The 25,064-nt window shown below is 71.0% G+C and carries 23 protein-coding genes and 1 tRNA gene; 5 read left to right on the top strand and 19 right to left on the bottom strand.

The genetic code is table 11. The features are described 5' to 3' along the window. Positions 1-90 precede the first annotated feature (90 nt). Positions 91-678: a hypothetical protein gene (locus RE421_RS10035; protein WP_309809304.1), complete on the top strand. Its 588-nt coding sequence runs from the start codon at positions 91-93 to the stop codon at positions 676-678. Here RE421_RS10035 and RE421_RS10030 read toward each other — a convergent pair. After that, the gene (locus RE421_RS10030; RefSeq protein WP_309809302.1) at positions 670-1,050 is read right to left on the bottom strand and encodes an MmcQ/YjbR family DNA-binding protein; all 381 of its coding nucleotides are present in this window, start codon (positions 1,048-1,050) and stop codon (positions 670-672) included. The genes RE421_RS10035 and RE421_RS10030 overlap by 9 nt on opposite strands. 99 nt (positions 1,051-1,149) lie before the next feature. Between RE421_RS10030 and helR the strand changes: the two genes are divergently transcribed. Together helR and RE421_RS10020 are read left to right on the top strand one after the other, a co-directional pair. After that, entirely contained in the window at positions 1,150-3,357 is a 2,208-nt protein-coding gene (gene helR, locus RE421_RS10025; protein WP_309809300.1) for an RNA polymerase recycling motor ATPase HelR, read from the top strand. A gap of 43 nt (positions 3,358-3,400) precedes the next feature. Beyond that, on the top strand, positions 3,401-4,921 hold the full coding sequence (locus RE421_RS10020) for an asparagine synthase-related protein (protein ID WP_309809298.1): 1,521 nt from the start codon (positions 3,401-3,403) through the stop codon (positions 4,919-4,921). 53 nt (positions 4,922-4,974) lie between these two features. Here RE421_RS10020 and RE421_RS10015 read toward each other — a convergent pair whose 3' ends face one another. The 16 genes from RE421_RS10015 to RE421_RS09940 form a co-directional block, all read right to left on the bottom strand. Further along, positions 4,975-5,967 (bottom strand): glycine betaine ABC transporter substrate-binding protein, encoded by a 993-nt coding sequence (locus RE421_RS10015; protein ID WP_309809296.1) that lies wholly within the window; start codon positions 5,965-5,967, stop codon positions 4,975-4,977. A gap of 61 nt (positions 5,968-6,028) precedes the next feature. Then, complete coding sequence (locus tag RE421_RS10010) at positions 6,029-6,835, bottom strand: ABC transporter permease (RefSeq protein ID WP_309809295.1); 807 nt, start codon at positions 6,833-6,835, stop codon at positions 6,029-6,031. Further along, a complete protein-coding gene (locus RE421_RS10005; protein ID WP_309809292.1) occupies positions 6,832-8,046 on the bottom strand; it encodes an ABC transporter ATP-binding protein in 1,215 nt (404 codons plus the stop codon). The genes RE421_RS10010 and RE421_RS10005 overlap by 4 nt, the downstream gene beginning before the upstream one ends. Further along, positions 8,043-8,687 (bottom strand): ABC transporter permease, encoded by a 645-nt coding sequence (locus tag RE421_RS10000; RefSeq protein ID WP_309809289.1) that lies wholly within the window; start codon positions 8,685-8,687, stop codon positions 8,043-8,045. Before RE421_RS10000 ends, RE421_RS10005 begins: the two co-directional genes overlap by 4 nt. A gap of 90 nt (positions 8,688-8,777) precedes the next feature. Beyond that, positions 8,778-10,604 carry a glutaminase A gene (glsA, locus tag RE421_RS09995; protein ID WP_309809287.1) on the bottom strand — a complete coding sequence of 609 codons (1,827 nt, stop codon included), beginning with the start codon at positions 10,602-10,604 and terminating at the stop codon, positions 8,778-8,780. A 91-nt stretch (positions 10,605-10,695) separates the two neighbouring features. Continuing rightward, a tRNA-Ala gene (locus RE421_RS09990) sits at positions 10,696-10,771 on the bottom strand. A 156-nt stretch (positions 10,772-10,927) separates the two neighbouring features. Then, a complete protein-coding gene (rsfS, locus tag RE421_RS09985; RefSeq protein ID WP_309809285.1) occupies positions 10,928-11,374 on the bottom strand; it encodes a ribosome silencing factor in 447 nt (148 codons plus the stop codon). Positions 11,375-11,420: 46 nt separating this feature from the next. Beyond that, positions 11,421-12,380 carry a hypothetical protein gene (locus RE421_RS09980; protein WP_309809283.1) on the bottom strand — a complete coding sequence of 320 codons (960 nt, stop codon included), beginning with the start codon at positions 12,378-12,380 and terminating at the stop codon, positions 11,421-11,423. Further along, positions 12,377-13,021, bottom strand: a complete 645-nt coding sequence (gene nadD, locus RE421_RS09975) for a nicotinate-nucleotide adenylyltransferase (protein WP_396134647.1) — start codon at positions 13,019-13,021, stop codon at positions 12,377-12,379. Before nadD ends, RE421_RS09980 begins: the two co-directional genes overlap by 4 nt. Positions 13,022-13,074: 53 nt before the next feature. Next, positions 13,075-13,302 carry a hypothetical protein gene (locus RE421_RS09970; protein ID WP_309809279.1) on the bottom strand — a complete coding sequence of 76 codons (228 nt, stop codon included), beginning with the start codon at positions 13,300-13,302 and terminating at the stop codon, positions 13,075-13,077. 92 nt (positions 13,303-13,394) lie between these two features. Continuing rightward, positions 13,395-14,714 (bottom strand): glutamate-5-semialdehyde dehydrogenase, encoded by a 1,320-nt coding sequence (locus RE421_RS09965; protein WP_309809277.1) that lies wholly within the window; start codon positions 14,712-14,714, stop codon positions 13,395-13,397. Between the two features lie 28 nt (positions 14,715-14,742). Continuing rightward, positions 14,743-15,900 carry a glutamate 5-kinase gene (proB, locus tag RE421_RS09960; protein WP_309809275.1) on the bottom strand — a complete coding sequence of 386 codons (1,158 nt, stop codon included), beginning with the start codon at positions 15,898-15,900 and terminating at the stop codon, positions 14,743-14,745. Next, on the bottom strand, positions 15,893-17,509 hold the full coding sequence (gene obgE / locus RE421_RS09955) for a GTPase ObgE (protein WP_309809273.1): 1,617 nt from the start codon (positions 17,507-17,509) through the stop codon (positions 15,893-15,895). The genes proB and obgE overlap by 8 nt, the downstream gene beginning before the upstream one ends. A 156-nt stretch (positions 17,510-17,665) precedes the next feature. Then, on the bottom strand, positions 17,666-17,926 hold the full coding sequence (gene rpmA, locus RE421_RS09950) for a 50S ribosomal protein L27 (RefSeq protein WP_309809271.1): 261 nt from the start codon (positions 17,924-17,926) through the stop codon (positions 17,666-17,668). Positions 17,927-17,965: 39 nt separating this feature from the next. Then, positions 17,966-18,274, bottom strand: coding sequence for a 50S ribosomal protein L21 (rplU, locus tag RE421_RS09945; RefSeq protein ID WP_309809269.1), 309 nt, complete (start codon positions 18,272-18,274; stop codon positions 17,966-17,968). A 231-nt stretch (positions 18,275-18,505) separates the two neighbouring features. Continuing rightward, complete coding sequence (locus RE421_RS09940) at positions 18,506-21,586, bottom strand: Rne/Rng family ribonuclease (protein ID WP_309809266.1); 3,081 nt, start codon at positions 21,584-21,586, stop codon at positions 18,506-18,508. A gap of 433 nt (positions 21,587-22,019) precedes the next feature. Between RE421_RS09940 and RE421_RS09935 the strand changes: the two genes are divergently transcribed. Further along, positions 22,020-22,655, top strand: coding sequence for a vitamin K epoxide reductase family protein (locus tag RE421_RS09935; RefSeq protein ID WP_396134646.1), 636 nt, complete (start codon positions 22,020-22,022; stop codon positions 22,653-22,655). A 38-nt stretch (positions 22,656-22,693) separates the two neighbouring features. Here the strand turns inward: RE421_RS09935 and RE421_RS09930 are convergent, their stop codons facing one another. After that, a complete protein-coding gene (locus RE421_RS09930) occupies positions 22,694-23,212 on the bottom strand; it encodes a GyrI-like domain-containing protein (RefSeq protein ID WP_309809261.1) in 519 nt (172 codons plus the stop codon). A 152-nt stretch (positions 23,213-23,364) separates the two neighbouring features. Here RE421_RS09930 and RE421_RS09925 point away from each other — a divergent pair, with 152 nt between their 5' ends. Then, on the top strand, positions 23,365-24,447 hold the full coding sequence (locus RE421_RS09925) for a hypothetical protein (RefSeq protein WP_309809259.1): 1,083 nt from the start codon (positions 23,365-23,367) through the stop codon (positions 24,445-24,447). A gap of 130 nt (positions 24,448-24,577) precedes the next feature. On the opposite strand, the gene ndk is transcribed toward RE421_RS09925, so the two are convergent. Continuing rightward, entirely contained in the window at positions 24,578-25,000 is a 423-nt protein-coding gene (ndk, locus tag RE421_RS09920; protein ID WP_309809257.1) for a nucleoside-diphosphate kinase, read from the bottom strand. Positions 25,001-25,064 lie beyond the last annotated feature (64 nt).

The following is a 25,064-nucleotide window of genomic DNA, read 5'->3' as shown; positions in this document are numbered from 1 at the left end:
GACGGGTGAGGGCGAATGGCCCGAAAGGGTGAGGCGGAGTCATCCCCTCGGGTGATGTGCGCGCGGTGCCCGGCGCCTAGCGTGGGAACCATGCAGCCCGCCCCGGCCCTGCCCGCCCCTTCGCTCCTCCCCGCCGACGCGTCCCTCGGCGCACTGGCCCTCGGCGCCCTCAACCTCGGGTCCCTGCTGCTCGGTCCGCTCGCACTGGTGCAGCCCTACCCGGCCCCGGAGGCGGAACTGACCCGGCTGGCCGGACTGCTGCTGATCCTGACCCTCCTCAATGCGATGCTGGCGTTCGCCCAGGCCGGGACCGTGGCCCGTGTGACCGCCACGGGGCTGCTGTGGGGCACCGTGGCCACGGGGCTCCATGTGGCGAGCTACACGCTGATCGGCACCGCGGGACGGACCTCTGCCGCCCACGGTGCCCTGCTCCTGAGCCTGGGGGTGGCTGCCGTCGCCGGCCTCTGGCACCTGCGTTCCGTGGCGAAGACCGCGCGGCCGGCCACCGTGCTGGGCGGGATCAGCGTGGTCAATCCCCTGGCCGCCGTGGTCATGGGCACCGTCTTCCTCGGGGCCGTGGGCGAGGTCGGATGGTCCGGCTTGGCGGGACTGGTGATGGCGGGCCTGACGGTGGCCGCGGGCGCAGCCCTGCTGGCCTGGGGCCGGACCTCACGCTGAGCCGAAGGTCTCCGGGTCCACCGGCCGTCGGTGCCGCGGCAGTTTCTCCACCACGAGCCGGTAGGAGTCGATCACGAGCTCGCGCAGGAGTGCCGCGGTGAGGTTCTTTCCACCGGTGACGGTGATCCAGTGTCTCTTGTTCATGTGATAGCCCGGCGTGATCTCCGGGTAGGCCTGGCGCAGGGCGCCCGAGTCCTCCGGATCGGCCTTGAGGTTCACGATGGCTTCGCCGTCCAGCTCCGCCAGGAACATGAACATGCGGCCCTTCACCTTGTAGACGTCACTGTCCGGGCCGAAGGGCTGCTCCACCGTCACGGCCGGGAACTGGAGGGCGGCCTCAGAGCACACCCGATGAAGGTCGACTCGATCCATATCCCCTCCGCACTCTCAGACTATGCCCCACCGGGGGTCTTGCCGCAAGGCCCCCGGGCCCTGCCAGAATCAGCGGGTCGATTCGAGAGGGAGCACCCCGTGAAGCCCGCAGCACCGCCCACCCGTCCCCCCGTGTTCGCCCTGCCGGGCCGCCTGGCGTCCAAGGCCGAGTCGCACCTGATCGCCGACGACCAGGCGCACTTCGCCGTCCTCGCCGCAACGCTACGCGAGCGGCTGGCCGAGGACACCCACCGCCTGGCCGAGCTGCGCCGTCGACCGCGCGGAGCGGGTGAATACGCGCTCGAACGCGATGCCGACATCCGCCGCCTGACCGCCCGCCTGCGGTTGCTGGAACGGTTCGGCGTGGACCTGACCCTGGGCCGGATGGTCACCGCCCCGCCGGGCGAGGGCGTGTCCGGCGAGACCGTGTACATCGGCCGCATGGGCCTGACCGACGGTGCGGGCCGGCGCCTGCTCGTCGACTGGCGCTCCCCCGCCGCCGAACCGTTCTTCGGCGCCACCCACGCCCACCCCGCGGGCCTGGCCAGCCGCCGTCGCTACCGCTGGACGCGCGGCGTCATCACCGACTACTGGGACGAGGTCTTCACCCCGGAGGGACTGTCCGACGCCGGCCGGCGCGCCGCGCTGGACGACCAGTCGGCCTTCATCGCCAGCCTCGGCGCCCACCGCACGTCCCGCATGCGGGACGTGCTCGGCACCATCCAGGCGGACCAGGACGCCATCATCCGCGCCGGTTCGCGCGGTGCCCTGGTGGTCGACGGCGGCCCCGGCACGGGCAAGACGGTGGTCGCCCTGCACCGGACCGCCCAGCTGCTCTACGCCGACGAGAGGCTGCGGCAGGGCAGCGGCGGCATCCTGTTCGTGGGACCACATGAGCCGTACCTCGCCTACGTGGCGGACGTGCTGCCCTCACTCGGGGAGGACGGGGTGCTCACGTCCACGGTGCTGGGATTGGTCCCGGAGGGCGGCACGGTGCCTGCGGAGGCGGACGAGGCCGTGGCCGCGCTCAAGGCCCGGCGGGATCTCGTGGACGCCGTGGAGCCGGCCGTCGGGCTGTACGAGGAACCACCGGCGGAAGGCCTGCTCGTGACCACACCGTGGGCGGAGGTCTGGCTCTCCGCCGTCGACTGGGCTGAGGCCTTCGCCTCCCGGGACGCCTCCACACCGCACCACGAGGCGCGCGAGGAGGTGTGGTCGGCGCTGCTGGAGATCCTCCTCGAGCGGCACGGGATGGACGACGTTCCCGGCACGGAGACCCTGACGGGTGCCCTCGAGGCGAATGCCGAACTGCGGGAGGCCTTCGACCGGTCCTGGCCGCTGGTGCGCGCCGAGGAGATCGTGGGCGACCTCTTCACGGTCCCCGCCTACCTCCGGCGCTGCGCCCCCGACCTGAGCCCGGACGAGGTCCGCGCCCTGCAGCGGGACGCACCCCAGGCGTGGACGGCCGCGGACCTGCCGATCCTGGACGCGGCCCGCCGGCGGATCGGCGACCCCGGGGCCGCCCGGCGGCGGCGCCGGCGTGAGAGGGCCCGGGCGGACGAGGCGGCCGTGATGGACCGGGTCATCGACGACCTGGTGGCCGCGGACGACTCGGACCTGCTGGAGATGACGTCCCTGCGGACGGCGGACATCCGGGACAGACTGGCGGATCAGGGCACCGAGGACCCCGAGGTGCGGGATCCCCTGGCCGGGCCATTCGGTCACATCGTGGTGGACGAGGCCCAGGAGCTCACCGACGCCGAATGGCGGATGCTCCTGGCCCGGTGTCCTTCCGGCAGTTTCACGATCGTGGGCGATCGCGCCCAGGCCCGCCGGGGCTTCACCGAGACCTGGGCCGAGCGGCTCGACCGGGCCGGACACCGCCACGTGGAGATCGCCACCCTGACGGTGAACTACCGCACGCCGCGGGAGGTCATGACCGAGGCCGCCCAGGTGATCCGGCGGGTGCTGCCGGACGCCAACGTGCCGACGTCCATCCGGGACTCCGGGGTGCCGGTCCGGTACGGCTCGGTGTCCGAGCTGGACGGGGTGGTGTGCACCTGGCTGGAGGAGAACCCGACCGGTGAGGGAGCCGCCGTCGTCATCGGGGCTCCGGGATACACGCCACCGGCCGCGGCACGTGACCGCGTCCGGTCCCTCACCCCGGCCCTGGCCAAGGGACTCGAGTTCGACCTCGTGGTGCTGGTGGACCCGCGGCAGTTCGGCGCGGGGATCACCGGGACGGTGGACCGCTACGTGGCGATGACCAGGGCCACCCAGCGGCTCGTGGTGCTGACACAGGACTAAGGTGGACTGGACAAAAGAGTTCTCGTCACAGGGGTGGTTCTCCATGTCAGGCATCGTCGCAGCCCACGGTCCCTTCGATCCCGGCCGGGGCCAGCGGATGCTGGACCGACTGGCCCACCGGGGCCCGGACGGCTCCGGGTCCCGGGAGCTGGGCCCCTCCTGGCTGGGCAGCAGGTACCTGTCCATCGTGGACCCGGTCTCGGGCGATCAGCCGCTGTCCGGAGGCCGCGCTGGAGAGCTCTGGGTGGTCGGCGACGGCATGCTCCACAACCACCGGCGGATCCGGGAGCGGTTCGGTGCCGACCGGTTCCACACCGACTCGGACCTGGAGGCCGCCCTCGTCCTCGTGGAGCAGCTCGGCGCCCAGGGGTTCGAACACCTGTGGGGGCCTTTCGCGCTCGTGGTCGCAGCCGCCGACGGCCGGTTCGCGGCGGCCCGGGACGTCCTCGGCCTGGCCCCCCTGTACTGGGTGCACGACGGCGGCACGGTGGTCTTCGCCTCCGAGCTCAAGGCCTTCGACGAGGACCAGCGGCCCGCCGTGCGCCCCTTCCCGCCAGGGCACTGCTGGACGCCGGACGGCGGCCTGGCCCCCATCCGCCGCTTCCCCGGCACCGCCCCCGTCCTGCTGCAGAGCCGGGCGGAGGACGACGAACCGCCGGCGTGGGTGTTCGACGCCCTCCGGGAGACGCTGATCCGGGCCGTCGACCGCAGCCTGGCGGGCCGCCACTCCCCTGGGGTGCTGCTCTCCGGCGGCGTGGACTCGAGCATCATCACGGCGATCGCCGCCCGTCACCACGGCGAGGGGCAGGCGCTCAAGACGTTCGCGGTGGGGCTGGAGGGCAGCGGTGACCTTGCCGCCGCGCGGCTCGTGGCCGAGCACTGCGGCACGGAGCACCACGAACTCGTCTACACGGCCGACGACGCCCTCGACGCCGTGCCGCGCGTGATCGCCGGGCTGGAGTCCTTCGACCCGAAGCTCGTCCACTCGGCGGTCCCGAACTACTTCGTCTCGAGACTGGCCGCCCTGCACGCCAAGATCGTCCTGGTGGGCGAGGGTGCGGACGAGCTCTTCGCCGGATACAGCCACTTCGGCCGGCACGAGGACGCCTCCGAACTGCAGGCGGAGCTGATCGAGACCCTGCAGGGCATGCACATCGGTGGACTGCAGCGCGTGGACCGCGTCGCCGGCGCCCTCGGCGTGGAGCCTCGGCTGCCGTTCCTCGACCTGGACATGGTGGAACTGGCCATGGCGCTGCCGCCGGAGTGGAAGCTGGTGGGCCGGGACCGCCCCGCCAAATGGCTGCTGCGGAAGGCCTTCGACGGGTGGCTGCCGGACGAGGTGCTGTGGCGGCGCAAGGAGCAGTTCGGCGAGGGGACCGGGATGAACGACGTGCTGACCGAGCACTTCGGCCAGACCGTCAGCGACGGCGAGCTGGCGGCCGAGGCAGGGGCGTTGACCCCGCCGGTGCGCACCCGGGAGGAGCTGGCCTACCTGCGCCTGCTCACCGCGGCCCTGCCCGGTGTCAACGCCCAGGAGACCGTCGGCCGGTTCGCCGAGGCCTGAGCCCCGCCGAACCGGCCGATGAGAATCCGGTGCCAGCCGGACCTCCCCTGATGTCAGCCGATGAGGCCCTGGTCCTGGAGCCACTCCTCGGCCACGTCCCGCGGGTTCTCGCCGTCCGTGTCCACCTTGCCGTTGAGTTCCATCATGGTCTCGTTCGTGAGCTTCTCCGAGATCGGGGCCATGATCTCCTCGATCGCCGGATACTCGTCCAGGGTCTCCTGCCGCAGCGTCAGGGCGCCCTGGTACTCCACGAAGAACTCCTCGTCGTCCTCGAGGATGACCATGTCGTTCGAGGCGATCCGCGCATCGGTGGAGAAGACCTCGCCGAACTCACAGGAGTCGCCCACCTGGGTGTAGATGAGGTTCAGCTCCAGCTCCACCACCTCGGAGAACTCGAAGCCGTAGGCCTCCTCGAGGCCGGGCAGGCCGTCGTCGCGGTTGATGAACTCGCTCGCGGCGCAGACGCGCGCCCGGTCCGGGTTCTCGTTGATGAACGCGGCGGCGTCCGACTGGGTCACCAGCCCGTTCTCGTCGGCGAAGTCCTGCTTGACGGCGATCCGGTAGGTGTTCTCGAAGGGGGCCGGCTCCAGCCAGGCGATGCCGTTCTCGGCGTCGGCCTCGCTCACCGCCGCGAAGAGGTCATCCGGGACCTCCTCGGTGGTGTTGCCGAGGATGTTGACCCAGCCGGTGCCGGTGTAGTCCCAGTAGAAGTCGATCTCGTCCGTCTCCAGCGCCTCACGCACGGTGGCGCTGCCGGAGATGCCCGTCTGGTCCTCGATGCTGGCCCCCGCGTCCTCCAGTGCCAGGGACGTGATCTGGCTCAGGACCACGGATTCCGTGAACTCCTTGGAGCCGGCCGTGAGCTGCGCGCCCTCGAGCATGCCGGCGTTGGGGCCCTCCCCGCCACCGCCCTCCCCGCCGCCGCAGGCGGTGAGGGTCAGGGCGGTCACGGCCGCCAGTCCGATCCCGGCCAGGGTCCGCCTCCTCGCGGGGGCGGCACGATGCTGGGGCGGCTGGGGAGGCTGGGGGTTCTGTACGGTGTTCATGTCCGTCCTCTTCTCGGTGCGGTGTGTCGGTGCGGTCAAGTCAGGTGATAGTGCCGGTCCCTCAGCGCCGCGTGGGCTTCAGGCCCCTGGGCTGCAGGGCGACCTCGGCCAGGCCGGCGAGATAGTCGATCAGCAGGGCCAGGACGGAGGTCAGGACGGCGCCCACCACCTGGACCAGCACCCGGTTGGTGGTCAGCCCGGCCATGATGATCTCGCCCAGTCCGCCGCCGTTGATGTAGGCCGCCAGGGTGGCCGTGCCCACGTTGATCACCAGGGCGGTCCGGACGCCGGCCAGGATGACGGGCACGGCCAGCGGCAGCTCGAGGCGGCGCAGGACCTGCATCCTGGACAGGCCCATGCCGCGGCCGGCCTCCAGGACGTTCTCGTCCACCTGCTCCAGGCCGACCATGGTGTTCAGCAGCACCGGGATGATCGCGTACAGCACCAGGCCGACGATCGCGGCGTTGAAGCCCAGGAACAGGAACATCACGGCCAGCAGCACCAGCACGGAGATCGTGGGCACCGCCTGGCCGAGCGTCAGCAGGGTGATGAGGTAGGGGCGGATCCGTCGGGTGAACGGCCGGGTGAGCAGGATCCCCAGCGGCACGGCGATCACGAGCGTGATGACCGTGGACACGCCCGCCAGGGCCACGTGCTCCCCCGTGGCGGACAGCAGCGCACCGGCGTTCAGGGACCGCGCCTCGATCGAGTCGAGGTCCTGGCCGCTGACATAGACGTAGAGCGCCACGAGCACCGCCAGCAGGATGAGCGGCATCGTCAGGTAGCCCTGCCAGCCGCGGCGGCGGGCCGCTGGCGGGGTCTGGGTGAGGACGTCTGCGTCCCTGACCTCGGCGGTGCCGGTGCTCATGGCCGTGCCTCCTCCTCCGCGAAGCTGGTGCGTGCCTCCGCCACGGCGGAGGCTCGCATCGAGCGGATGGACTCGTTGATCTGGTCGATGTCCACCACGCCCTGGTAGCGGCCGTCCTCGTCCACCACCACGGTGACGGCGTAGCGGGCGGAGATCAGCTCGTTGAGGGCGTCGCTCAGGGTGGCGCGCGTCTGGACCATGGCCTGCGGCACGGTGCCGAGCCCCTCCAGGGAGGAGCCGGTGCCACGGCGCAGGTCGTCGGCGCCGATCCACCGCGCCGGGCGCCCCTCCGGGTCCAGGGCGAGCACCGCGCTGTGGTCCGATTCCCGCAACACCCGGTGGGCCTGCTCCACGGAGTCCGCGGCGGACACCGTGGGCCACGGTGCCAGCTCGATGTCCCGGACGCGGCTCAGACTCAGGCGCTTGAGCGAGGCCCCGCCGCCGATGAAGTCCCGCACGAAGTCGTTGGCCGGGGCAGTGAGGATCCGTTCCGGGGTGTCGTACTGGGCGATCGCGGACCCCTCCTGCAGGATCGCGATCCGGTCGCCCATCTTGATGGCCTCGTCGATGTCATGGGTGACGAACACGATCGTCTTGCGCACCTCCGACTGCAGCCGGAGGAACTCGTTCTGGAGGCGTTCGCGGGTGATCGGGTCGATGGCCCCGAAGGGTTCGTCCATGAGCATGACCTGGGGATCGCCGCCCAGGGCGCGGGCCACGCCCACGCGCTGCTGCTGCCCGCCCGAGAGCTGCTTGGGGAAGCGGTCCCGGTACTCCTCGGGATCCATGTTGACCAGGCGCAGCAGCTCGTCCACCCGGTTCCGGGTCCGTGCCGCGTCCCACCCCAGCAGCTTCGGCACCGTGGAGACGTTCTCACCGATGGTGAGGTGAGGGAACAGGCCGGTCTGCTGGATGACGTACCCGATCCGCCGCCGCAGCTGATCCGGGTTCGTGGTGGTGACGTCCTCCCCGTTGAGCACGATCCGCCCGGAGGTCGGCTCGATGATCCGGTTGATCATCTTCATGGTGGTGGTCTTGCCGCAGCCCGAGGGGCCCACGAGCACGACGATCTCCCCGGCGTGGATGTCCAGGGACAGCCCGTCCACGGCATTGCGCCGGGTCCCGGGGAAGCGCTTCGTCAGGTTCTCGAGGCGGATCATGACCTCGGACTCCGGGGCGGTCTGCTCGGGGGCGGTGATCGGCTGGGTCATCGGATACCTCGCGAAGTCGTGAGCCGCTGGACGGCGTAGAAGATCAGGTCGAAGAGCACGGCGAGCACCATCACGCCGAGGGTGCCGGCCAGCACCATGTTCACGGCCACGGGAGTGCCCACCCGGGCCAGGCCGGTGAAGATGAACTCCCCGAAGCCGGGGCCGTTGACGACGGCACCGATGGCGGCGATGCCCAGCAGCACCAACGTGGTGACCCGCACCCCGGTGATGACCACGGGCCAGGCCAGTGGCAGCTCGATCCGCAGCAGCCGCTGCCGCCGGTTGAGCCCCATGCCCTGGGCGGACTCGATGACCGAGGGATCCACGCCCCGCAGCCCCGTGATGGTGTTGCGCACCACCGGCAGCAGCCCGTACATCACGAGCGCGAAGAGCACGGGGGGCCAGCCGAGGCCGAGCGGGCTCAGCAGCAGGATGAACAGGGCGAAGGAGGGGATGGTGAGGAAGGTCCCGGTGATCGCCAGCACGAACTCCCGGGGGCGCTCCGTGCGGTAGGTCAGCACGCCCAGGGCCACGCCCAGGACGGTGGCGATGAGCACGGCCGCCCCGACGATCACGGCGTGCGCGATGCCCATCTCGAGCAGGTCGTCTGCCCGGTTCACCAGGAACTCGAGAAATTCCACTGCTCTCCCTTCAACCTTCACAGCCTCCACCGCGTCGGACGGTGCTCCTGACTATAGTGGAGCGCCGGTCGCCGGGCCGGTCAGAGCGGGTCAGTACGTCAGCCGGACGGCCGCCTCCCGCAGGTAGCGGTCCACCAGGGTGTACGCGTCCCGGGTCAGGGCGCGCCACAGTTGCAGCGCCAGGCCGGGGTCCTCCGCCTCCAGCGCCTCGATCGCCTCCGGGGTCAGGACCATCAGCTCCACGTCACCAACGGCCTTCTCGGTGGTCTCCTGCCGGTCCGAGGTGCCCAGGGCGAGCTCACCGAAGGTCATGCCCGGTCCCAGCGTGTTGAGCCGGACCCGCTCGCCCCCGGGATCGGTGGCGATGGTGTTGATCCGGCCCGCCACGATGAAGTGGATGCCGCCGAAGCGCTGTCCCACGCGCCGGATGACGTCCCCGTCCGCGTGGACGCGGTGCTCCATCAGCTCGGCGAGCCGTTCACGCTCGGGCCCGGCCAACAGCGCCAGCGCGGGCGAATCGGTGACGGGGACCCGCTCGGGGGCCGCCGCCGGGGTGCCGTAGCGGTCCAGGAGGGCGTCCTCGCAGTGCTCGACGGCCTCACCGAGGCCCTGGTAGACCGCCGGTGCGGAACTCTCCGGGCCGGCGTCGTCCGTCACCGTCAGGGAGGGCGCCTCCTCACCGGTGACGAGGACGAGTTCCCGGCCGGCCGCGGCCAGCTGACGTTGCAGGGCGGTGATCATCTGCCGGGCGAGCCGGCCGGCGTCGTAAACCTGCCGGAGGTCCAGGACCACGAAGTCGACGGTGTCCTCCAGCTCGCTGACGGCCCGCACCAGGGACTCCGTGCCCGCGAAGAAGAGATCCCCCGTCACCTCGACGATCCGGGCCCGGTGGCCGTGGCGCTCCAGCACCTCGGCCTCCTCCTCGGTGCGCCGCACCCGGGAGGGCAGCTCGGAGATCTCCCGCGTGATCCGCACGGCCGAACGGCCGTTGCGTGCCGAGCGCACGAAGTGCATCTCCATGTCCGTGGACAGCCGCCGGCAGGTCTCCAGGCCCCGCACGCTGTTGCCGTGCCCGTCCAGGGGAGGCGAGAAGACAGCCAGACCGGCCTGGCCGGGCAGCACGGCGAGGGTGCCGCCGCCCACACCGGATTTCGCCGGCATGCCGACGCTGCTGACCCAGGCGCCGGCGTCGTCGTACATCCCGGAGGTCATCATGACGGACAGCACCCGCTCCACGACGTCGATCTCGAACACCTGCTCACCGGTCAGTGGCTGGGTGCCGCCGTTGGCCAGCGTGGCCGCCATCAGGGCGAGGTCCCGGCAGCTCACCTGCACCGCGCACTGCCGCAGATAGACCTCCAGGGCGCGCGTCGGGTCGTTCTCGATGATTCCCACGGAGCTGAGCAGGTAGGCGAGCGAATGGTTGCGGTCGCTCTGTCGGATCTCCACGTCGAACACGGACCGGCTGCTGGTCAGGTCCCGGCCCGCGAAGCGCGAGTAGGTGTCCACGATCCGGCGCACCCCGGACTTGCCACCGGCGCCGCGGATCATCCCGGCCACGGCCAGTGCACCCGCGTTGACCATGGCGTTCGGCGGCCGGCCGGTGACCGGGGCCAGGGAGATCTGGTTGAACGGATCCCCGGAGGGCTCCACGTCCACCTTCTCGTCCACGGCCTCGAAGCCGTAGTCGGCCAGGGCCAGGCCGTAGCTGAAGGGCTTGGAGATCGACTGGATCGAGAACTCCTGATCCGCGACCCCGACGGAGTAGACCCGGCCGTCGACCGTGGCCAGGCAGATCCCGAAATCCTCGGGCCGGGGCTCGCGCCCGGCCGGGTGGACGTCATACGGCGCTCCGGCGCCCAGGTGCTGGACCTCGGCGAGCAGCTGCTCGAGGTACTGCTGGATCGGTGATTCCATGTCCACCACGCTAATCGTTGGGAGGAGCGGCCTCGGTTGACAGGCGGGACAGCATAAAGGCCCCCCTTCCGCGGAAGGAGGGCCTTTCATCTGGTGGAGGTAAGGGGATTCGAACCCCTGACCTTCTCCATGCCATGGAGACGCGCTACCAACTGCGCCATACCCCCAGATTGGCGTCCGCCTCGGCCGTCAAGGAACCCTTGCGGTTTCCGTCTCCGTCCGAAGCAACTCCATAAATATACACAGCACCTCCCGCCCCTCGCAAATCGAGCGGGCCACTGTGGTGGAGCCCACGGTGGCGACCCGTCGCGCGGGCGCGCGGTTCAGTCCTGGGCCGAGTCCGGGGTCCAGTCCCGCGGGCCGGCGTCCGGGTCCACGGTGGAGCCGCCCTCGTCGGCGGCCACCCCGTCCGTCAGGCCCAGGTCGATCAGCGGTGAGTCCTTCCACAGCCGGTCGAGGGCGTAGAACACCCGCTCCTCCTCATGCTGGACGTGCACCACGAGGTGTCCGTAGTCCAGTAGCACCCACCGTCCCCCGGCCTTGCCCTCGCGGCGCAGGACGTCCAGGCCCAGCTGCTGGGTCAGCGCGTCCTCGATCTCGTCCACCACGGAGACCACCTGGCGTTCGGAACCGGCGGAGGCCAGCAGGAAGGCGTCCGTCAGCCCCATCTGCTGTGCCACGTCCACCGCCACGATGTCCGTGGCCTGCTTGTCGGCGGCGGCCTGGCCTGCCAGTTTCAGGGCGTTCAGGGTGGTCTCGGGAACGGTCATATGCACCTCAGGGCAGAAGGGTCGTGGTGGGGTGGGTGGGGTCTCATCAGAGCACGAGGGCGAGAACGAGCGCAATCAACAGGGCGAGGATCACGATTCCCGCCGCCAGCATCAGGTTCCGCTCCCGGGAGGACCAGGCGGACGCCCCCAGGGAGTCCAGGCCGTGGGCGGAGTCCGCCTGGACGGGCTCCTGGGCAGCGGCCGGAGATCGGGGTCCTGGAGTGGAGGGCTCAGCGGGAGCAACAGGGGCGGCCGGTGCTGGTGCCAGGGATGCCGCGGGGACCCGGGTGATGAGCCCGGTGTTCAGTTGCCGGGCGCGCTCGGCGAGCAGCTCCTGCTCCCGCAGCAGCAGGGGGTCCACGGCGGCAGGGTCTCCCCCGCCGGACGCCTCGATCCTGGCGGCCAGCGCCGCCCCCTCCGCCGCCAGGGAGGCGCGCGTGGGCGGTTCCGCGGCGGTACCCGGCGAGCCGGCCGGGGCCTCCGCGCGCCGGGACTGGTGCTGCTGGCCGGTCGGAGCGGCCTCCCCGGCGGGCTCGGGCGAGCCGGCCGGGGCCGGCTCCTGACGGCGCCGCCACTCGCGCAGCTCCCGGCGGGTCAGCGGGTGGCCGTCCGCACCCACGGGCACGCCGTCGTGGTCCACCCGCACGCCTGCCGGCTGACCGGCAGCCTCCACCGGCTCCGCGGCTTCCCGCGGCTCCGGGGACTTGATGGCGTAACCCCCGCCCGCGTCGTCCCGGATCGAGTAGATGACCCTCGGCAACTGACCGGTCAGGGGCCCCACATCCGAGGGGCTGATGATGGTGGCCGGCAGCTCGAGGATGGTGGCCTTGGAGATCTCCCCTGCGGGGGCACCCGCCGCGCTGTCGGCGCGGCGATGCTGGCGCAGCGACCGGCGCGTCGGCAGGGAGGACTCGGCCTCCGGCTCCTCCGCCGGACGGCGCGGCCCGGTCTTGATCTGGGGCGTGCCCAGGCGCGGCCCGGGACCCTGCGGGCGGTTCCCGCTCATGCGGTGGACTCCGAGGTGACCCGGACGGAGGACCGGCCGGGATCCGGCGCGCCGCTCGGGCCGCCGCCGGGACGGTGGGCGGAGGGCAGGTAGAGGTTGTGCTTGGCGATGTACTGGACCACGCCGTCCGGCACCAGGTACCAGACCGGCTTGCCGTCCTGCACCCGGTCCCGGCAGTCGGTCGAGGAGATCGCCATGGCGGGGATCTCCATCAGCTTGACGCCGGTCTCCGGGCCGACCTCCACGAGCTCATGGCCGGGGCGCGTCACGCCCACGAACTGGGCCATGTCCCACAATCGGTGCACGTCCTTCCAGGTCATGATCTGCTCCAGGGCGTCCGCCCCGGTGATGAAGAACAGGTCCGCCTCGGGCCGCAGCGTCCGCAGGTCGCGCAGGGTGTCCGCCGTGTAGGTCGGGCCGGGCCGGTCGATGTCCACCCGGGACACCGTGAAGCGCGGGTTCGAGGCCGTGGCCACCACCGTCATCAGGTAGCGGTGCTCGGCCGGCGAGACCTTCTGGGCGTCCTTCTGCCACGGCTGGCCGGTGGGTACGAAGACGACCTCGTCCAGGTCCAGCTCGGAGGCCACCTCGGAGGCGGCGACCAGGTGGCCGTGGTGGATCGGATCGAAGGTGCCGCCCATGATCCCCAGGCGGAAGCGACGTTGGGTCACGGTGCGGTGCGATGTCTCGGTGATCAGTGGCCGGAACGCTGGCCGCCGCGGCCGGCAGCGCCGTGCACGTCGACGTCGGTGGCGGGAGCGGGGTGGCGCTTGCTGACCGACTTCAGGGACATGGTGGCGGCCAGCAGCAACAGCAGGAGGACGAAGGCACCCACGCCGAAGACCCAGGCCGGGGCGATGAGTTCGTTGACCACGTGCGCCTCTTCGGCGGCAACGGTCAGGGCAGCGGTGAGGTTCTGCATCTGGTGGTTCTCCCTTGTGGCGGCCGGCGCCCCGGCCTCGTATCACGGTGATGTCTGCGGACCATCCTAGTACGTTCCCCGCAGCGTGCCGCTCAGGGGCGGATCTGCCCCTGGCCGCGCAGGACCCACTTGGTGGTGGTGAGTTCCTCCAGTCCCATCGGCCCGCGCGCGTGCATCTTCTGCGTGGAGATGCCCACCTCGGCGCCGAGGCCCAGCTGCCCGCCGTCGGTGAACCGCGTCGAGGCGTTGACGATCACGGCGGCCGAGTCGATCTCGGCCACGAAGCGGTCGGCGTTGGCCAGGTCGTTGGTCACGATCGCCTCGGTGTGCCCGGTGGACCATCGGCGGATGTGGTCCATGGCCTCGTCCAGCGAGCCCACGGTCTTCACGGCCATCTCCAGGGCGAGGTACTCGGTGCCCCAGTCCTCGTCCGTGGCGGTCTGGGCGGAGTCCGCGGCCGCCGCGGACAGCCAGCCGCGCGCCCTCTCGTCCACGTGCAGGAACACCCCGGCCCGGGAGAGCGCCCGCAGCACCTCGCGGCCGGCCTCCTCGGCCTCCGAGTGGATCAGCAGGGTCTCGGCCGAGTTGCACACGGAGACCCGCTGGGTCTTGGCGTTCAGCGCGATGTCCACCGCCATCCTCACGGGGGCCGAGGCATCGATGAACAGGTGCACGTTGCCCTCGCCGGTCTCGATCACGGGTACCTGGGCGTTGGTCACCACGGACTGGATCAGCTCACGCCCGCCGCGGGGCACCAGCACGTCCACGGAGCCGCGCGTGGACATCAGGGCAGTGGCCCCGTCCCGGCCGTGCTCGTCGATCCCCTGGATGATGTCCGCGTCGAAGCCGTGGGCCAGGGCCTGCTCGCGCAGGATCTGGATCAGCACGGTGTTGGTGTGCCGCGCCGCGGAACCGCCACGCAGGATCACCGCATTGCCGGACTTCAGCGCCAGTCCGGCGATGTCCACCGTCACGTTCGGCCGGGCCTCGTAGATGGCGCCGACCACGCCGAGGGGGACCCGCAGCTGGGTCATGTGCAGCCCGTTGGGCAGGTCCCGTCCGCGGACCACGTTGCCCACGGGGTCCGGCAGCGCCACGAGCTCCTGGAGGGCGGCGGCCAGGGCGCCGATGCGCTGCTCGTCTAGGCGGAGCCGGTCCAGCATGGCCTCCGAGGTGCCCTTGGCCCGGCCCTCTTCCACATCCTGCCGGTTGGCGCTCAGGATGGCCGGCGCGTTCTCCACCAGGGCGTCGGCCATGCCCTGGAGGGTCTCGTCCTTACGGGACCGGCGCGCGGTGGCCAGCTCGCCACGGGCCTTGCGGGCGCGCTCGGACACCGTCAGGATGGCGTCCCGGACCTCGGCGGGGACCCCGGACGCGCTGGATGCGGCAGTGTTTTCAGCGGTGGTGGACATGGGCGCAGTCTAGCCCGCGCAGGCCCCGCTACGGCCGCCGTGACCTGAGGGGAAGCCGCACACAGTCATCCGTGTGCACCACGGGGCGCTGGTACTCCGGTCCGAACTCCTCCAGCAGCTGGGCCGTCCGGCGGCCCAGCATCCCCGGCAGCTCGGTCGAGGAGTAATTCACAAACCCGCGGGCCACCACGGTGCCGCGGGGGTCGGCCAGCTCGATCGGGTCGCCCGCGTCGAAGCGGCCCTGGACGCCGGTGATCCCGGCCGGCAGCAGGGAGCGCTTGTTCGTCACCACGGCGGTGACCGCGCCGTCGTCGATCACCACGCGGCCCTGCACCTCGGCGAGCAACCCGAGCCAGATGCCCCGGGCGGACTGGCGTCGGCCGGAGGCCTGGAACCAGGTGCCCACGTCCTCCCCCGCCAGGGCGGCCTCCGCCTGGCCGGCGGAGGTGACGAGGGCGTGGATGCCCGAGCCCGTGGCGATCCCCGCGGCGTCCACCTTGGTGACCATGCCCCCGGTCCCGACGCCGGCCGGACCGGTGCGCCCGATCAGCACCTCGTCGAGGTCCGACCTGGATGCCACGTGCCGGATGCGCCTCGATCCGGACCGCGAGGGCGGCGCCGTGTAGAGCGCGTCCACGTCCGTGAGCAGCAGCAGGGCGTCAGCGCGCAGCAGGTTGGCCACCAGCGCGGAGAGCCGGTCGTTGTCCCCGAAGCGGATCTCCGCCGTGGTCACGGTGTCGTTCTCGTTGACGATCGGCACCACGTCCAGCGCCAGCAGGCGGTTCAGCGCGCGGTGGGCGTTCGTGTACTGGGTGCGGCGGATCAGGTCCTCGGCCGTCAGCAGCACCTGGGCCACCTCGAGTCCGTGCCGCGCGAAGGAGGCCGTGTACCGGGCCAACAGCTTGCCCTGCCCGACGGCGGCCGCGGCCTGTTGCGTGGCCAGGTCCCGCGGGCGTTTGCCCAGCCCGAGGGGGTGGATGCCCGCGGCGATGGTACCGGAGGACACGAGGACGACCTCGGTGCCGCGGGCGCGGACGGCGGCCAGGGTGTCCACCAGGGAGTCGATGGCCCGCCCGTTGACCCCCGTGGGCGTGGTCAGGGAGGACGAGCCGATCTTCACCACGAGGCGGCGTGCCCGGTGGAGGGTGTCCCGGCCCGTCACCGGGTTGGGGACGTGATCAGCCATGGGACCCGGAACCGGACTCCGCGTCCGCGTCGGACTCGTCCTCGATCCCGGCCAGGCGGTTGATCTCCTGGTCCACGGCCCACACGCCCGTGCGGCGCTCTGACTCCAGCTCCGCCTGGGTGGCGGCGCGGGCGGCCTTGCGCTCCTCGTAGTCGCGGCGCTTGTCCTCGCGGGTGGGACGGTGCTGCTCCTCCATGCGGATGTCCGCCCCGCGCGGGCCACCGAGCAGTTCGGCGCCGGCGGCCATGGTGGGCTCCCAGTCGAAGACCACGCCGTTGTCATCGGCCCCGATGACCACGGCGTCGCCGGGCTTGGCGCCCTGCTTGAACAGCTCGTCCTCCACGCCGAGTCGGTTGAGCCGGTCCGCCAGGTAGCCCACGGCCTCGTCGATGGTGAAGTCGGTCTGGGCCACCCAGCGTTCGGGCTTGGCGCCGCGGACCCGGAACAGGGGCTCGAGGTTGCGCTCCTCGCGGCGGATCTCGAACTCGCCGCGACCGCCCTTGCGGGAGCGGACCGACCGCGGCCGGACGACCTCGGGCTCGGCAACCTGCTCCGGCTCCGGCATCCGTTCTCGGGCCTGGCGCACCAGATCGGCCATGGCGAACTTCAGCGGATCGAGACCCTTGTGGGACACCGCGGAGATCTCGAAGACGCGCAGTCCCCGCTGCTCCAGGGACTCCCGCACCATGTCCGCCATGTCCTGGCCGTCCGGCAGGTCCGTCTTGTTCAGCGCCACCAGCCGGGGCCGCTCGTTGAGTGGCACCACGCCCTGGCCGCCCTGGGCGAAGGTGGGCTCCACCGCATAGGCGGCCAGCTCGGCCTCGATCGCGGCGAAGTCGGAGAGCGGATCCCGATCCGACTCGAGGGAGCCACAGTCCAGCACGTGCACCAGCGCCGCGCAGCGCTCCACGTGGCGCAGGAACTCCAGGCCCAGTCCCTTGCCCTCGGAGGCGCCGGGGATCAGGCCGGGGACGTCGGCCACGGTGTACCGGGTCTCCCCGGCCTGCACCACGCCGAGGTTCGGGACCAGGGTGGTGAAAGGGTAGTCGGCGATCTTGGGACGGGCCGCGGAGATCGAGGCGATCAGGGAGGACTTGCCGGCCGAGGGGAAGCCCACCAGGGCGATGTCCGCCACGGACTTCAGCTCCAGGACGATGTCCCGTTCCTCCCCGGGGATGCCGAGCAGGGCGAAGCCGGGGGCCTTGCGCTTGGCCGAGGCCAGCGCGGCGTTGCCGAGCCCGCCCTGGCCGCCCTGGGCCGCCACGTAGCTGGCGCCGTGGCCCACGAGGTCGGCCAGGATGTTGCCCTCCTGGTCCTTGACCACGGTGCCGTCCGGGACGCTCAGGGTCAGGGACTCGCCCAGGCCCCCGTTGCGGAAATCGCCCATCCCGGGCCCGCCGTTGCCGGCGTGCCGGTGGGGGGCATGGTGGTAGGAGAGCAGTGTGGTGGTCTGGCTGTCCACCACCAGGGTGACGTCGCCGCCGTCGCCGCCGTTGCCGCCGTCGGGTCCGCCCAGGGGCTTGAACTTCTCCCGCTTCACGGACGCCACGCCGTGGCCTCCGTGGCCTCCGGACACGTGCAGGACCACCCGGTCCACGAATGCCGCCATGGCCGCCTCTCTTTGAAACCTCTGCCGCACCACCCGTGTGGTGGTGACCAGTGTTGCGCCTTAACGACTTCGGCGGAGGCGGGCCGTCAGTGGCCCACCCCCGCCGGAGCGATGAACTAGCGGGGGATCACTCCCCCACCGCCGTCAGCCGAGAGATCACTCAGCAGCGGCAGGAACGATGTTCACGACCTTGCGGCCGCGACGGTTGCCGAACTCGACGGCACCGGCGGACAGGGCGAACAGCGTGTCGTCCTTGCCGATGCCCACGTTGGAGCCCGGGTGGAACTTGGTGCCGCGCTGGCGGACCAGGATCTCGCCGGCGCTGACGGCCTGGCCGCCGAAACGCTTGACGCCCAGGAACTGCGGGTTCGAATCGCGGCCGTTCTTGGAGGAACTACCGGCCTTCTTGTGTGCCATGGTGCAATCCTTTGATGTGTGTTCGGTGGAAGAGGCTGATCAGGCGATCGAGGTGACCTTGACGGTGGTCAGCTCGGAACGGTGGCCCTGGCGCTTCTTGTAGCCGGTCTTGTTCTTGTACTTCTGGATGACGATCTTCTTGCCACGGGAATGGTCAAGGACCTCGGCGGTGACCTTGACCTTGGCCAGGTCATCGGCACCGGTGGTCACCTTGTCCCCATCCACCAGCATGACGGCGGACAGCTCCAGGGAGCTTCCGGCCTCAGCGGCGACGCGGTCAAGGGTAACGAGGTCTCCCACGGAGACCTTTTCCTGGCGGCCGCCAGCGCGGACAATCGCGTACACCACTTGGGACTCACTTCTCTCGACGTTGACGAATCTGTTTGCTGCTGCCCGCACCTGCCCAAACCAGCGGTGTCCGGCCGGCAACAGCGGACGGTCCCGGACAGCGGGGGCAATGGCTCGAGGCGTACCGGCGGGCTTTCCAACACCCAGTGAAGGGGCAGACAGAAAACGACGGCAGCGCAGCACCGAGTAACTATCCTACCCGCCGGTCCCCCCTGCGGCCAAATGACACGCTCACTCCGGGCGGGCGATGTCCTCGGCCTTGACCCCGACCCCGAGCATCATCGGCGCCGGTGCCGCGCTGGGCTTCGGAGCCTTGTCCTGGGCAGCGCCCGTGGCCGAGGCGCTGAAGCGGTGGCCCTGGCCGGCCTCGGCACCGGCGGCGGGAGTCTCCACCGTCCGGATGTCACCGGAGGTGCCGTCCGAGGAGGCGGCACGACGGCGGCGCGCCGGTCGCGCTGCCGGCGCTGTGGTCGGCGCGGCGGCCGGGGTCTGCTGCTCGGTCGGCGCAGGCTGCTCGGACTGGTCCGGCTCCTCCGCGGGTCGGCCACGGCGGCCGCGGGATCGCCCGGAGGCGCGGCGGCCCGGACCCGACGCCCCCTCCTCGGCCGGCTGGGCCTCGGACGTGCCCTGCTGGTCGTGCGGGGTCTTCTCGTCCAGGGCACTCTCCAGGGAGGACAGGTCCGGCGCGGACTCAGCGCGGCGGGACGCGCGGCGGCCCCGCGGCATCTCCACGGACTCGCCGCCGATCGTCAGGGTCGAGGCCTCGCGCTCGGTGGCCTCCGCGGCACCGCCGCGGTCCCCGCGCGGCTCCGCCTGCTGGCGGTCCTGCTGCTGCTCCTGCTGCTCGTCCGGCTTCCGGTCCTGCCGCTCGCCCTGCTTGTCCTCGTGCTTGTCCTCGTGCTTGTCCTCGTGCGCGCTGGCCGCGGCGGCCGCCATGTTGGCGAAGGCCGCCCGGGCGGCCTCGGCGCGGGCCTTGCGCTCGGCCTCCTCCTCGGGGCTGAGCTGGCGCTCGACCGGCGCCTCCGGCTCCTGCCGCTCCCGCTCCGCCTGGCGTTCCCGGCTGCGGCGGCGACGCTCACTGCGGGAGGACTTCCGGCCGCCGTCGTGGGCGTTGCCGTCTGAACCGCCGGTCCCGCCACCCTGGCTGGAACCGGACGGGGCGCGCTGCTCGCCGTGCGCCGTGTGGGCGCGGCGGTGCTCCACGGGCATGTCGTGGACGATGATGCCGCGGCCGTTGCAGTGCTCGCAGGTCTCCGAGAAGATCTCCACCAGCCCGGTGCCCATCCGCTTGCGCGTCATCTGGACCAGGCCGAGCGAGGTGACCTCGGCGACCTGGTGCTTGGTGCGGTCCCGGCCGAGGCATTCGACCATCCGGCGCAGCACGAGATCGCGGTTGGACTCCAGCACCATGTCGATGAAGTCGATGACGATGATGCCGCCGATGTCCCGCAGCCGCAGCTGGCGGACGATCTCCTCGGCGGCCTCGAGGTTGTTCTTGGTGACCGTCTCCTCGAGGTTGCCGCCCGAACCGGTGAACTTGCCGGTGTTGACGTCCACCACGGTCATGGCCTCGGTCCGGTCGATCACCAGTGAGCCGCCGGAGGGCAGGAACACCTTGCGGTCCAGCGCCTTCTGCAGCTGCTCGTCGATGCGGTTCGAGGCGAAGAGGTCCTCCCCGCCGTGCTCCTCGGACTTCCACTGCTCCAGTCGAGGCAGCAGGTCCGGGGCCACGTAGGTGACGTAGGCCTCGATGTTGTCCCAGACCTCCTCGCCCTGGACGACCATGCCGGAGAAGTCCTCGTTGAAGACGTCACGGACCACCTTGATGGTCAGGTCCGGCTCCGAGTAGAGCAGTTCGGGGGCCAGGGTCTTGGTGGACGAGGACTGGGCCTCGATGCCCTCCCACTGGGCCCGCAGCCGGTTGATGTCATGCATCAGCTCCTGCTCCGAGGTGCCCTCGGCGGCGGTCCGCACGATCACGCCGGCGTTCTCCGGGAGGTGGTCCTTCAGGATCTTCTTCAGCCGGGAGCGCTCCACGTCCGGCAGCTTGCGGGAGATGCCGGTCATCGAGCCGCCCGGCACGTACACCAGGTAGCGGCCCGGCAGGGAGATCTGGCTCGTCAGCCGGGCGCCCTTGTGACCCACCGGGTCCTTGGTGACCTGCACCAGCACGGAGTCACCGGACTTCAACGCGTTCTCGATCTTGCGGGACTTGCCCTCGAGGCTGGCCGCGTCCCAGTTGACCTCGCCGGCGTACAGCACCGCGTTGCGGCCGCGGCCGATGTCCACGAAGGCGGCCTCCATGGAGGGCAGTACGTTCTGCACCTTGCCGACGTAGACGTTGCCGATCAGCGAGTCCTGGGTGGTGTTGGACACGAAGTGCTCGGCGAGCACCCCGTCCTCCATCACGGCGATCTGGATACGGTGCTCGCGCTGGCGCACCAGCATCTTGCGGTCCACCGACTCGCGGCGGGCGAGGAACTCGGCCTCGGTGATGACATGGCGGCGCTGGCGCCCCCCGGAGCGGGAATCGCGGCGGCGCTGGCGCTTGGCCTCCAGGCGCGTGGACCCCTTGAGGGAGGTCACGGCCTCGGGGCCGGTCGAGCCGGTCTGGCGCGGCGCCCGGACCCGGGTGACCGTGTTCTCCGGGTCGTCCCCGGCACCGCCCTCCATCTCCATGTCCACCTCACCGCGGCGGCGCTTGCGGCGGCGTCGCGTGCCGCCGCCCTCCCCCTCGCCGTCGTCGGGGTCCGCCGCACCGTCCTGGTCCCGGGAGCCGGTGCCGCGCTGGGACTGGTCCGCGCCGTCGTCGTTGTTGCGGTCCTGATCCTGGCCCCCGGAGCGGCCCCGGCTCCGGCGGCGTCGACGGGAGGAGCGGGACCCGGACTGCTGGTCATCGTCCTCGCCCTGGCCGTCCTGCTGATCGTCGCCGCCGTCATCATCCGCGGCGTCGGTACGGTCCGTGCGGTCGTTACGGTCGGTACGCTCCGGGCGGCTGCTGCGGGACGGGCGCGTGGCCGGCGGGAGCGCGGACAGGTCCGGGGCCTGGAAGATCAGGGCCAACGGGTCATGCGGGAGGGCGAAGGGATCGGCGGCCTCGGCCTCGGTTTCGTCCTCCGTTTCGGCCTCTGCCTCGGTCTCGGTCTCGGCCGTCGCCGGCTCAACCGCCTCGGGCTCCTCGGGCCTCTCGGCGACCGGCTGCTCTGCCGGGGCCGCCGTCGCCTCCTGGACGGTTGCTGCAGCGGCCTCCGTGACGCCGTCCGCGTTCTGTTCGCCGCGTTCGTTCTGTTCGATCTGTTCGTTGGCTGTCATGAACAGCACCTCCTGCACCACGATCACGCCACACTCGTGTCCGCGGAGCGGCCAGGTCCGTTCCCGGTGGCGTTTCCCCCGACCCGTCCAGCGGTCCTCGGGGTGCCGCCGTCGACGGACTCCAAAAGTCTGAGTTGAACCGTGAACGCGGTCTCCGCTGGATGCGGGGCACGTGCCCGGAACCATCGGCGCCCCTCCCGGTCTCACGCGGTGTCTCGCGTGCCCACGGCGGCTGTCGCACGGCCAGGGGCGCGGGGTCCGCATCACTCTGGCCGGGCAGTTTCCTCACACTGCCTCAGTACCTGCCGTCGGCCCGGTGGCCGTCCGATGGACTCTGCCGATGGTGTGGCCACCGGCGAGTCGATGTTCATTGTCTCACACGCCTGTGGACCCCCAGGGGAGGTCCTACGATGGGACGGTGAACTCCCCCGCGATGGTCGGTGCCGGCGCCGACGCCACTCCCATTCCCGCCGCCGAGACCGAACGCCACCTGAGTTGGTATGCCCGGCCTCTCGGCACGGCGTGGATGCTCCTGGTCACCGGGCTGATCGGGCTGTACGGCACGCTGATGCTGGTCATGGAGCGGGTGATGCTGTGGAACGACCCGAACCACATCACCAGTTGCGACCTGAACCCCTGGGTGTCCTGTGGCGAGGTGATGAAGACCTGGCAGTCCCAGCTGTTCAACTTCCCCAACCAGTTCATCGGCATGGTGGCGTTCCCGATCGTCCTCACCATCGCGATGGCCCTGTTCGCCCGCGCGCGTTTCTCCCGCTGGTACTGGATCGGCATGAACGTGGGGGTGCTGGCGGGCTTCGTCTTCATCGTGTGGCTGTGGAGCCAGGCGGTGTACGACATCAACATCCTGTGCCTGTACTGCATGGTCGTCTGGGCCGGGATGATCCCGATGTTCGTCCTGCTCACGTCCCGCAACCTCCAGCACGGGGTCATCCCCGCGACCGGCGGGGTGCGCAAGTACGCCGCGGAGTGGAGCTGGCCGATCATCGTGCTGCTCTACGTGGGCGTGCTGGCCTCGATCCTGCTGCGCTTCTCGAACGCCTTCTTCTGACCGACCTTCGGCTGACCCTGCTCTGCTGGTCCGGTCGGTCAGCCGAGCAGGGTGACGAGGTCGGTGCGCATGGACGCCGGGTCGGCCTCCGGGCTCGGCTCCGTCACGTAGATCTCCCAGAACGGCAGGGCCGGTGAGTGACCGGCATCGGCGACGCCCTGCATGAAGGTCCCCCAGGCCTCGCCGAGCCCGTCATAGGACCCCAGGTGGGACACGATCGCCACGCGCCCCGCCGGCAGCCGGGAGGGCCGCAGCGTGACTCCGGAACCGGACGTGACGCTGTCCTGCAGGACCCGGTCCACCGGGATGCCGACCTCCATGTCCACGGTGTCCGCGGGCATCCGGGTGTGCAGTGAGAAGCCCGGGCCGACCGGCCGGATGCCCTGCTCGCCGAGGACCGGGAACAGCGCGGTGAAGGTGGAGTCGAAGGCCTCGGCCATGTTCGCCATCGGGTAGTCGGTGAAGGTGCCCACCACGGTGGGGACCTCCGGCGCATCGAGGAAGGCGATCTCGGTGTACGGACCGGCCAGGAAGTACGGAGTGTCGTCGGTGGTCATGCGACGAGGCTAGAGGTCTCCGGGCCGCCCGACCACTCCGAATCTGCGGCGCCTCGGGCTCTCTCCTCCACAGCGCACTCCCGGGACCGCGCTGTCCACCACACCGGCGCCACGCTCCCCCCGGTGACCCCGGCCTCAGGCACGATGACCGGGTGGGCAGCACCGAACCGAACACGACGGGCCAAGATCCCCTGCTGATCTCGTGCCGCGACCCCGAGAACCGCCGTTCCGCGAGCACGTGGCGGCGGGCTGTGGAACGGGGCGACGCCCTCCGCCTCAGCCCCGGCGTCTACTGCCGCAGCGAACACTGGTTCCGGCAGGCCCCGTGGGACCGCTATCTGTTATCCGCCGTGGCCCATAGCCTCTCCCGCCAGGACCCCATCGTCTTCATCGGCCTCACCGCACTGTTGCTCCAGGGGCTTCCGGCCGCCGATGTCCCCGCCCATCTGGAGGTCCAGGCGGGTTCTGCCGGCCGGGCCGGTCTGGTCCGCCCGCCGAAGCTCTATCGGGACGGCACCGAACGGATGCAGGTCTACCTCCGGCATCTGGAGTCGGCGGGGCAGGAGTTCACCGGGTCCCTACCCGTCCTCCCCGGAGTACGGCGTCGATGGACCCGGCGTCCGGCCCCGTACGAGGCGGAGCAGGTCGTCGTGCGGCTCTCCGAGGGAACTGACGTGGGCACGGTCCTCACCGCACCCCTCCACCACGCCCTGAGCGACGTGCTCATCCGCGAACCGCTGCTCGTCTCATCGACCCCGGCGGATGCCGTCAAGCGACGTCACGGTGCATGGGCCAACACGTTCCCCGATCTCGTCGAACCGCTGATCACCACGCAGGCCGACCGCCGACGGCTCGACGCCGCGTGGTCCTTCGCAGACGGTCGGGCGGAGTCGCCGGGCGAATCACTGAGCCGGGCAGCAGTCCACGAGTTGGGGTTCATAGTGCCCGAACCCCAGAAGGACCTCTACGACGGGGACCGCTGGATCGCCCGGGTCGACCACTGGTGGGACCAGATCGGGCTGGCCGGCGAGTTCGATGGGAAGACCAAGTACTCCTCAGCGTTGCGGAAGCCCGGCGACTCCTGGCAGGACGTCCTCGTCCGGGAGAAGGAACGGGAGGACGCCATCCGCCGCACCGGCGCCGGCGTCCTGCGATGGATGTGGTCGGATGTCCGCAATCTCCAACGGTTCGAGCACCTGTTGGTCCGTCACGGGGTTCCCCGGCGCACCGGTTGACCCCCTCAAACGGAATGTCATCCGATTCCACTCACCTGGGGCGGGGATGGCCCGCTGGAATGAGTGGAATCGGATGACACCTTCTCCGCGGCCCCGCTCAACGCGACAGCGGCTCAGGCGAACCAGCGACTCAGGCGAACCAGAGACCGAGCTCGCGGCTGGCGGACTCGGCCGAGTCGGAGCCGTGGACCAGGTTCTTCTGCACGGACTCACCCCAGTCGCGGCCGAGGTCGCCGCGGATGGTGCCCGGTGCGGCGGTGGTGGGCTCGGTGGCCCCCGCCAGCGAGCGGAAGCCCTCGATCACGCGGTGGCCCTGCACGCGGGCGGCCACCACCGGGCCGGAGCCCATGAACTCCACCAGGGGCTCGAAGAAGGGCTTGCCCTCGTGCTCGGCGTAGTGCTGCACCAGCAGGTCGCGGCCCGGCACGAGCATGGTCAGGTCGGTGATGGTGTACCCCTTGGCCTCGATCCGGGCCAGGATCTGCCCGGTCAGGTTGCGGGCCACGCCATCGGGCTTGATCAGGACGAGGGTCTCTTCAGCGGTGGTGGTCACGGATGCTCCTTGGTCGGATGCTCAGTCAGTCGGTCAGATCAGTCCGCCGGCGCGGACTCCGCGT

The organism is Citricoccus sp. I39-566, assembly GCF_031432995.1.
GTDB lineage: Bacteria > Actinomycetota > Actinomycetes > Actinomycetales > Micrococcaceae > Citricoccus > Citricoccus nitrophenolicus_A.
Note: the sequence above shows the minus strand (reverse complement) of the source record. Positions and strands in the feature narration are given on the sequence as shown.

Excerpts from the sequence above, each read along its gene's own strand:
- proB (WP_309809275.1), bottom strand. The coding sequence starts at position 15,900 with ATGGCTGATCACGTCCCCAACCCGGTGACGGGCCGGGACACCCTCCAC.
- rsfS (WP_309809285.1), bottom strand. The coding sequence starts at position 11,374 with ATGACCGTTCCCGAGACCACCCTGAACGCCCTGAAACTGGCAGGCCAG.
- nadD (WP_396134647.1), bottom strand. The coding sequence starts at position 13,021 with ATGGGCGGCACCTTCGATCCGATCCACCACGGCCACCTGGTCGCCGCC.
- rpmA (WP_309809271.1), bottom strand. The coding sequence starts at position 17,926 with ATGGCACACAAGAAGGCCGGTAGTTCCTCCAAGAACGGCCGCGATTCG.
- RE421_RS09965 (WP_309809277.1), bottom strand. The coding sequence starts at position 14,714 with ATGTCCACCACCGCTGAAAACACTGCCGCATCCAGCGCGTCCGGGGTC.
- RE421_RS10010 (WP_309809295.1), bottom strand. The coding sequence starts at position 6,835 with ATGAGCACCGGCACCGCCGAGGTCAGGGACGCAGACGTCCTCACCCAG.
- RE421_RS10015 (WP_309809296.1), bottom strand. The coding sequence starts at position 5,967 with ATGAACACCGTACAGAACCCCCAGCCTCCCCAGCCGCCCCAGCATCGT.
- RE421_RS09940 (WP_309809266.1), bottom strand. The coding sequence starts at position 21,586 with ATGACAGCCAACGAACAGATCGAACAGAACGAACGCGGCGAACAGAAC.
- RE421_RS09935 (WP_396134646.1), top strand. The coding sequence starts at position 22,020 with ATGGTCGGTGCCGGCGCCGACGCCACTCCCATTCCCGCCGCCGAGACC.
- RE421_RS10020 (WP_309809298.1), top strand. The coding sequence starts at position 3,401 with ATGTCAGGCATCGTCGCAGCCCACGGTCCCTTCGATCCCGGCCGGGGC.
- RE421_RS10030 (WP_309809302.1), bottom strand. The coding sequence starts at position 1,050 with ATGGATCGAGTCGACCTTCATCGGGTGTGCTCTGAGGCCGCCCTCCAG.
- RE421_RS10005 (WP_309809292.1), bottom strand. The coding sequence starts at position 8,046 with ATGACCCAGCCGATCACCGCCCCCGAGCAGACCGCCCCGGAGTCCGAG.
- RE421_RS09970 (WP_309809279.1), bottom strand. The coding sequence starts at position 13,302 with ATGCAGAACCTCACCGCTGCCCTGACCGTTGCCGCCGAAGAGGCGCAC.
- RE421_RS09930 (WP_309809261.1), bottom strand. The coding sequence starts at position 23,212 with ATGACCACCGACGACACTCCGTACTTCCTGGCCGGTCCGTACACCGAG.
- glsA (WP_309809287.1), bottom strand. The coding sequence starts at position 10,604 with ATGGAATCACCGATCCAGCAGTACCTCGAGCAGCTGCTCGCCGAGGTC.
- obgE (WP_309809273.1), bottom strand. The coding sequence starts at position 17,509 with ATGGCGGCATTCGTGGACCGGGTGGTCCTGCACGTGTCCGGAGGCCAC.
- RE421_RS09980 (WP_309809283.1), bottom strand. The coding sequence starts at position 12,380 with ATGAGCGGGAACCGCCCGCAGGGTCCCGGGCCGCGCCTGGGCACGCCC.
- RE421_RS10035 (WP_309809304.1), top strand. The coding sequence starts at position 91 with ATGCAGCCCGCCCCGGCCCTGCCCGCCCCTTCGCTCCTCCCCGCCGAC.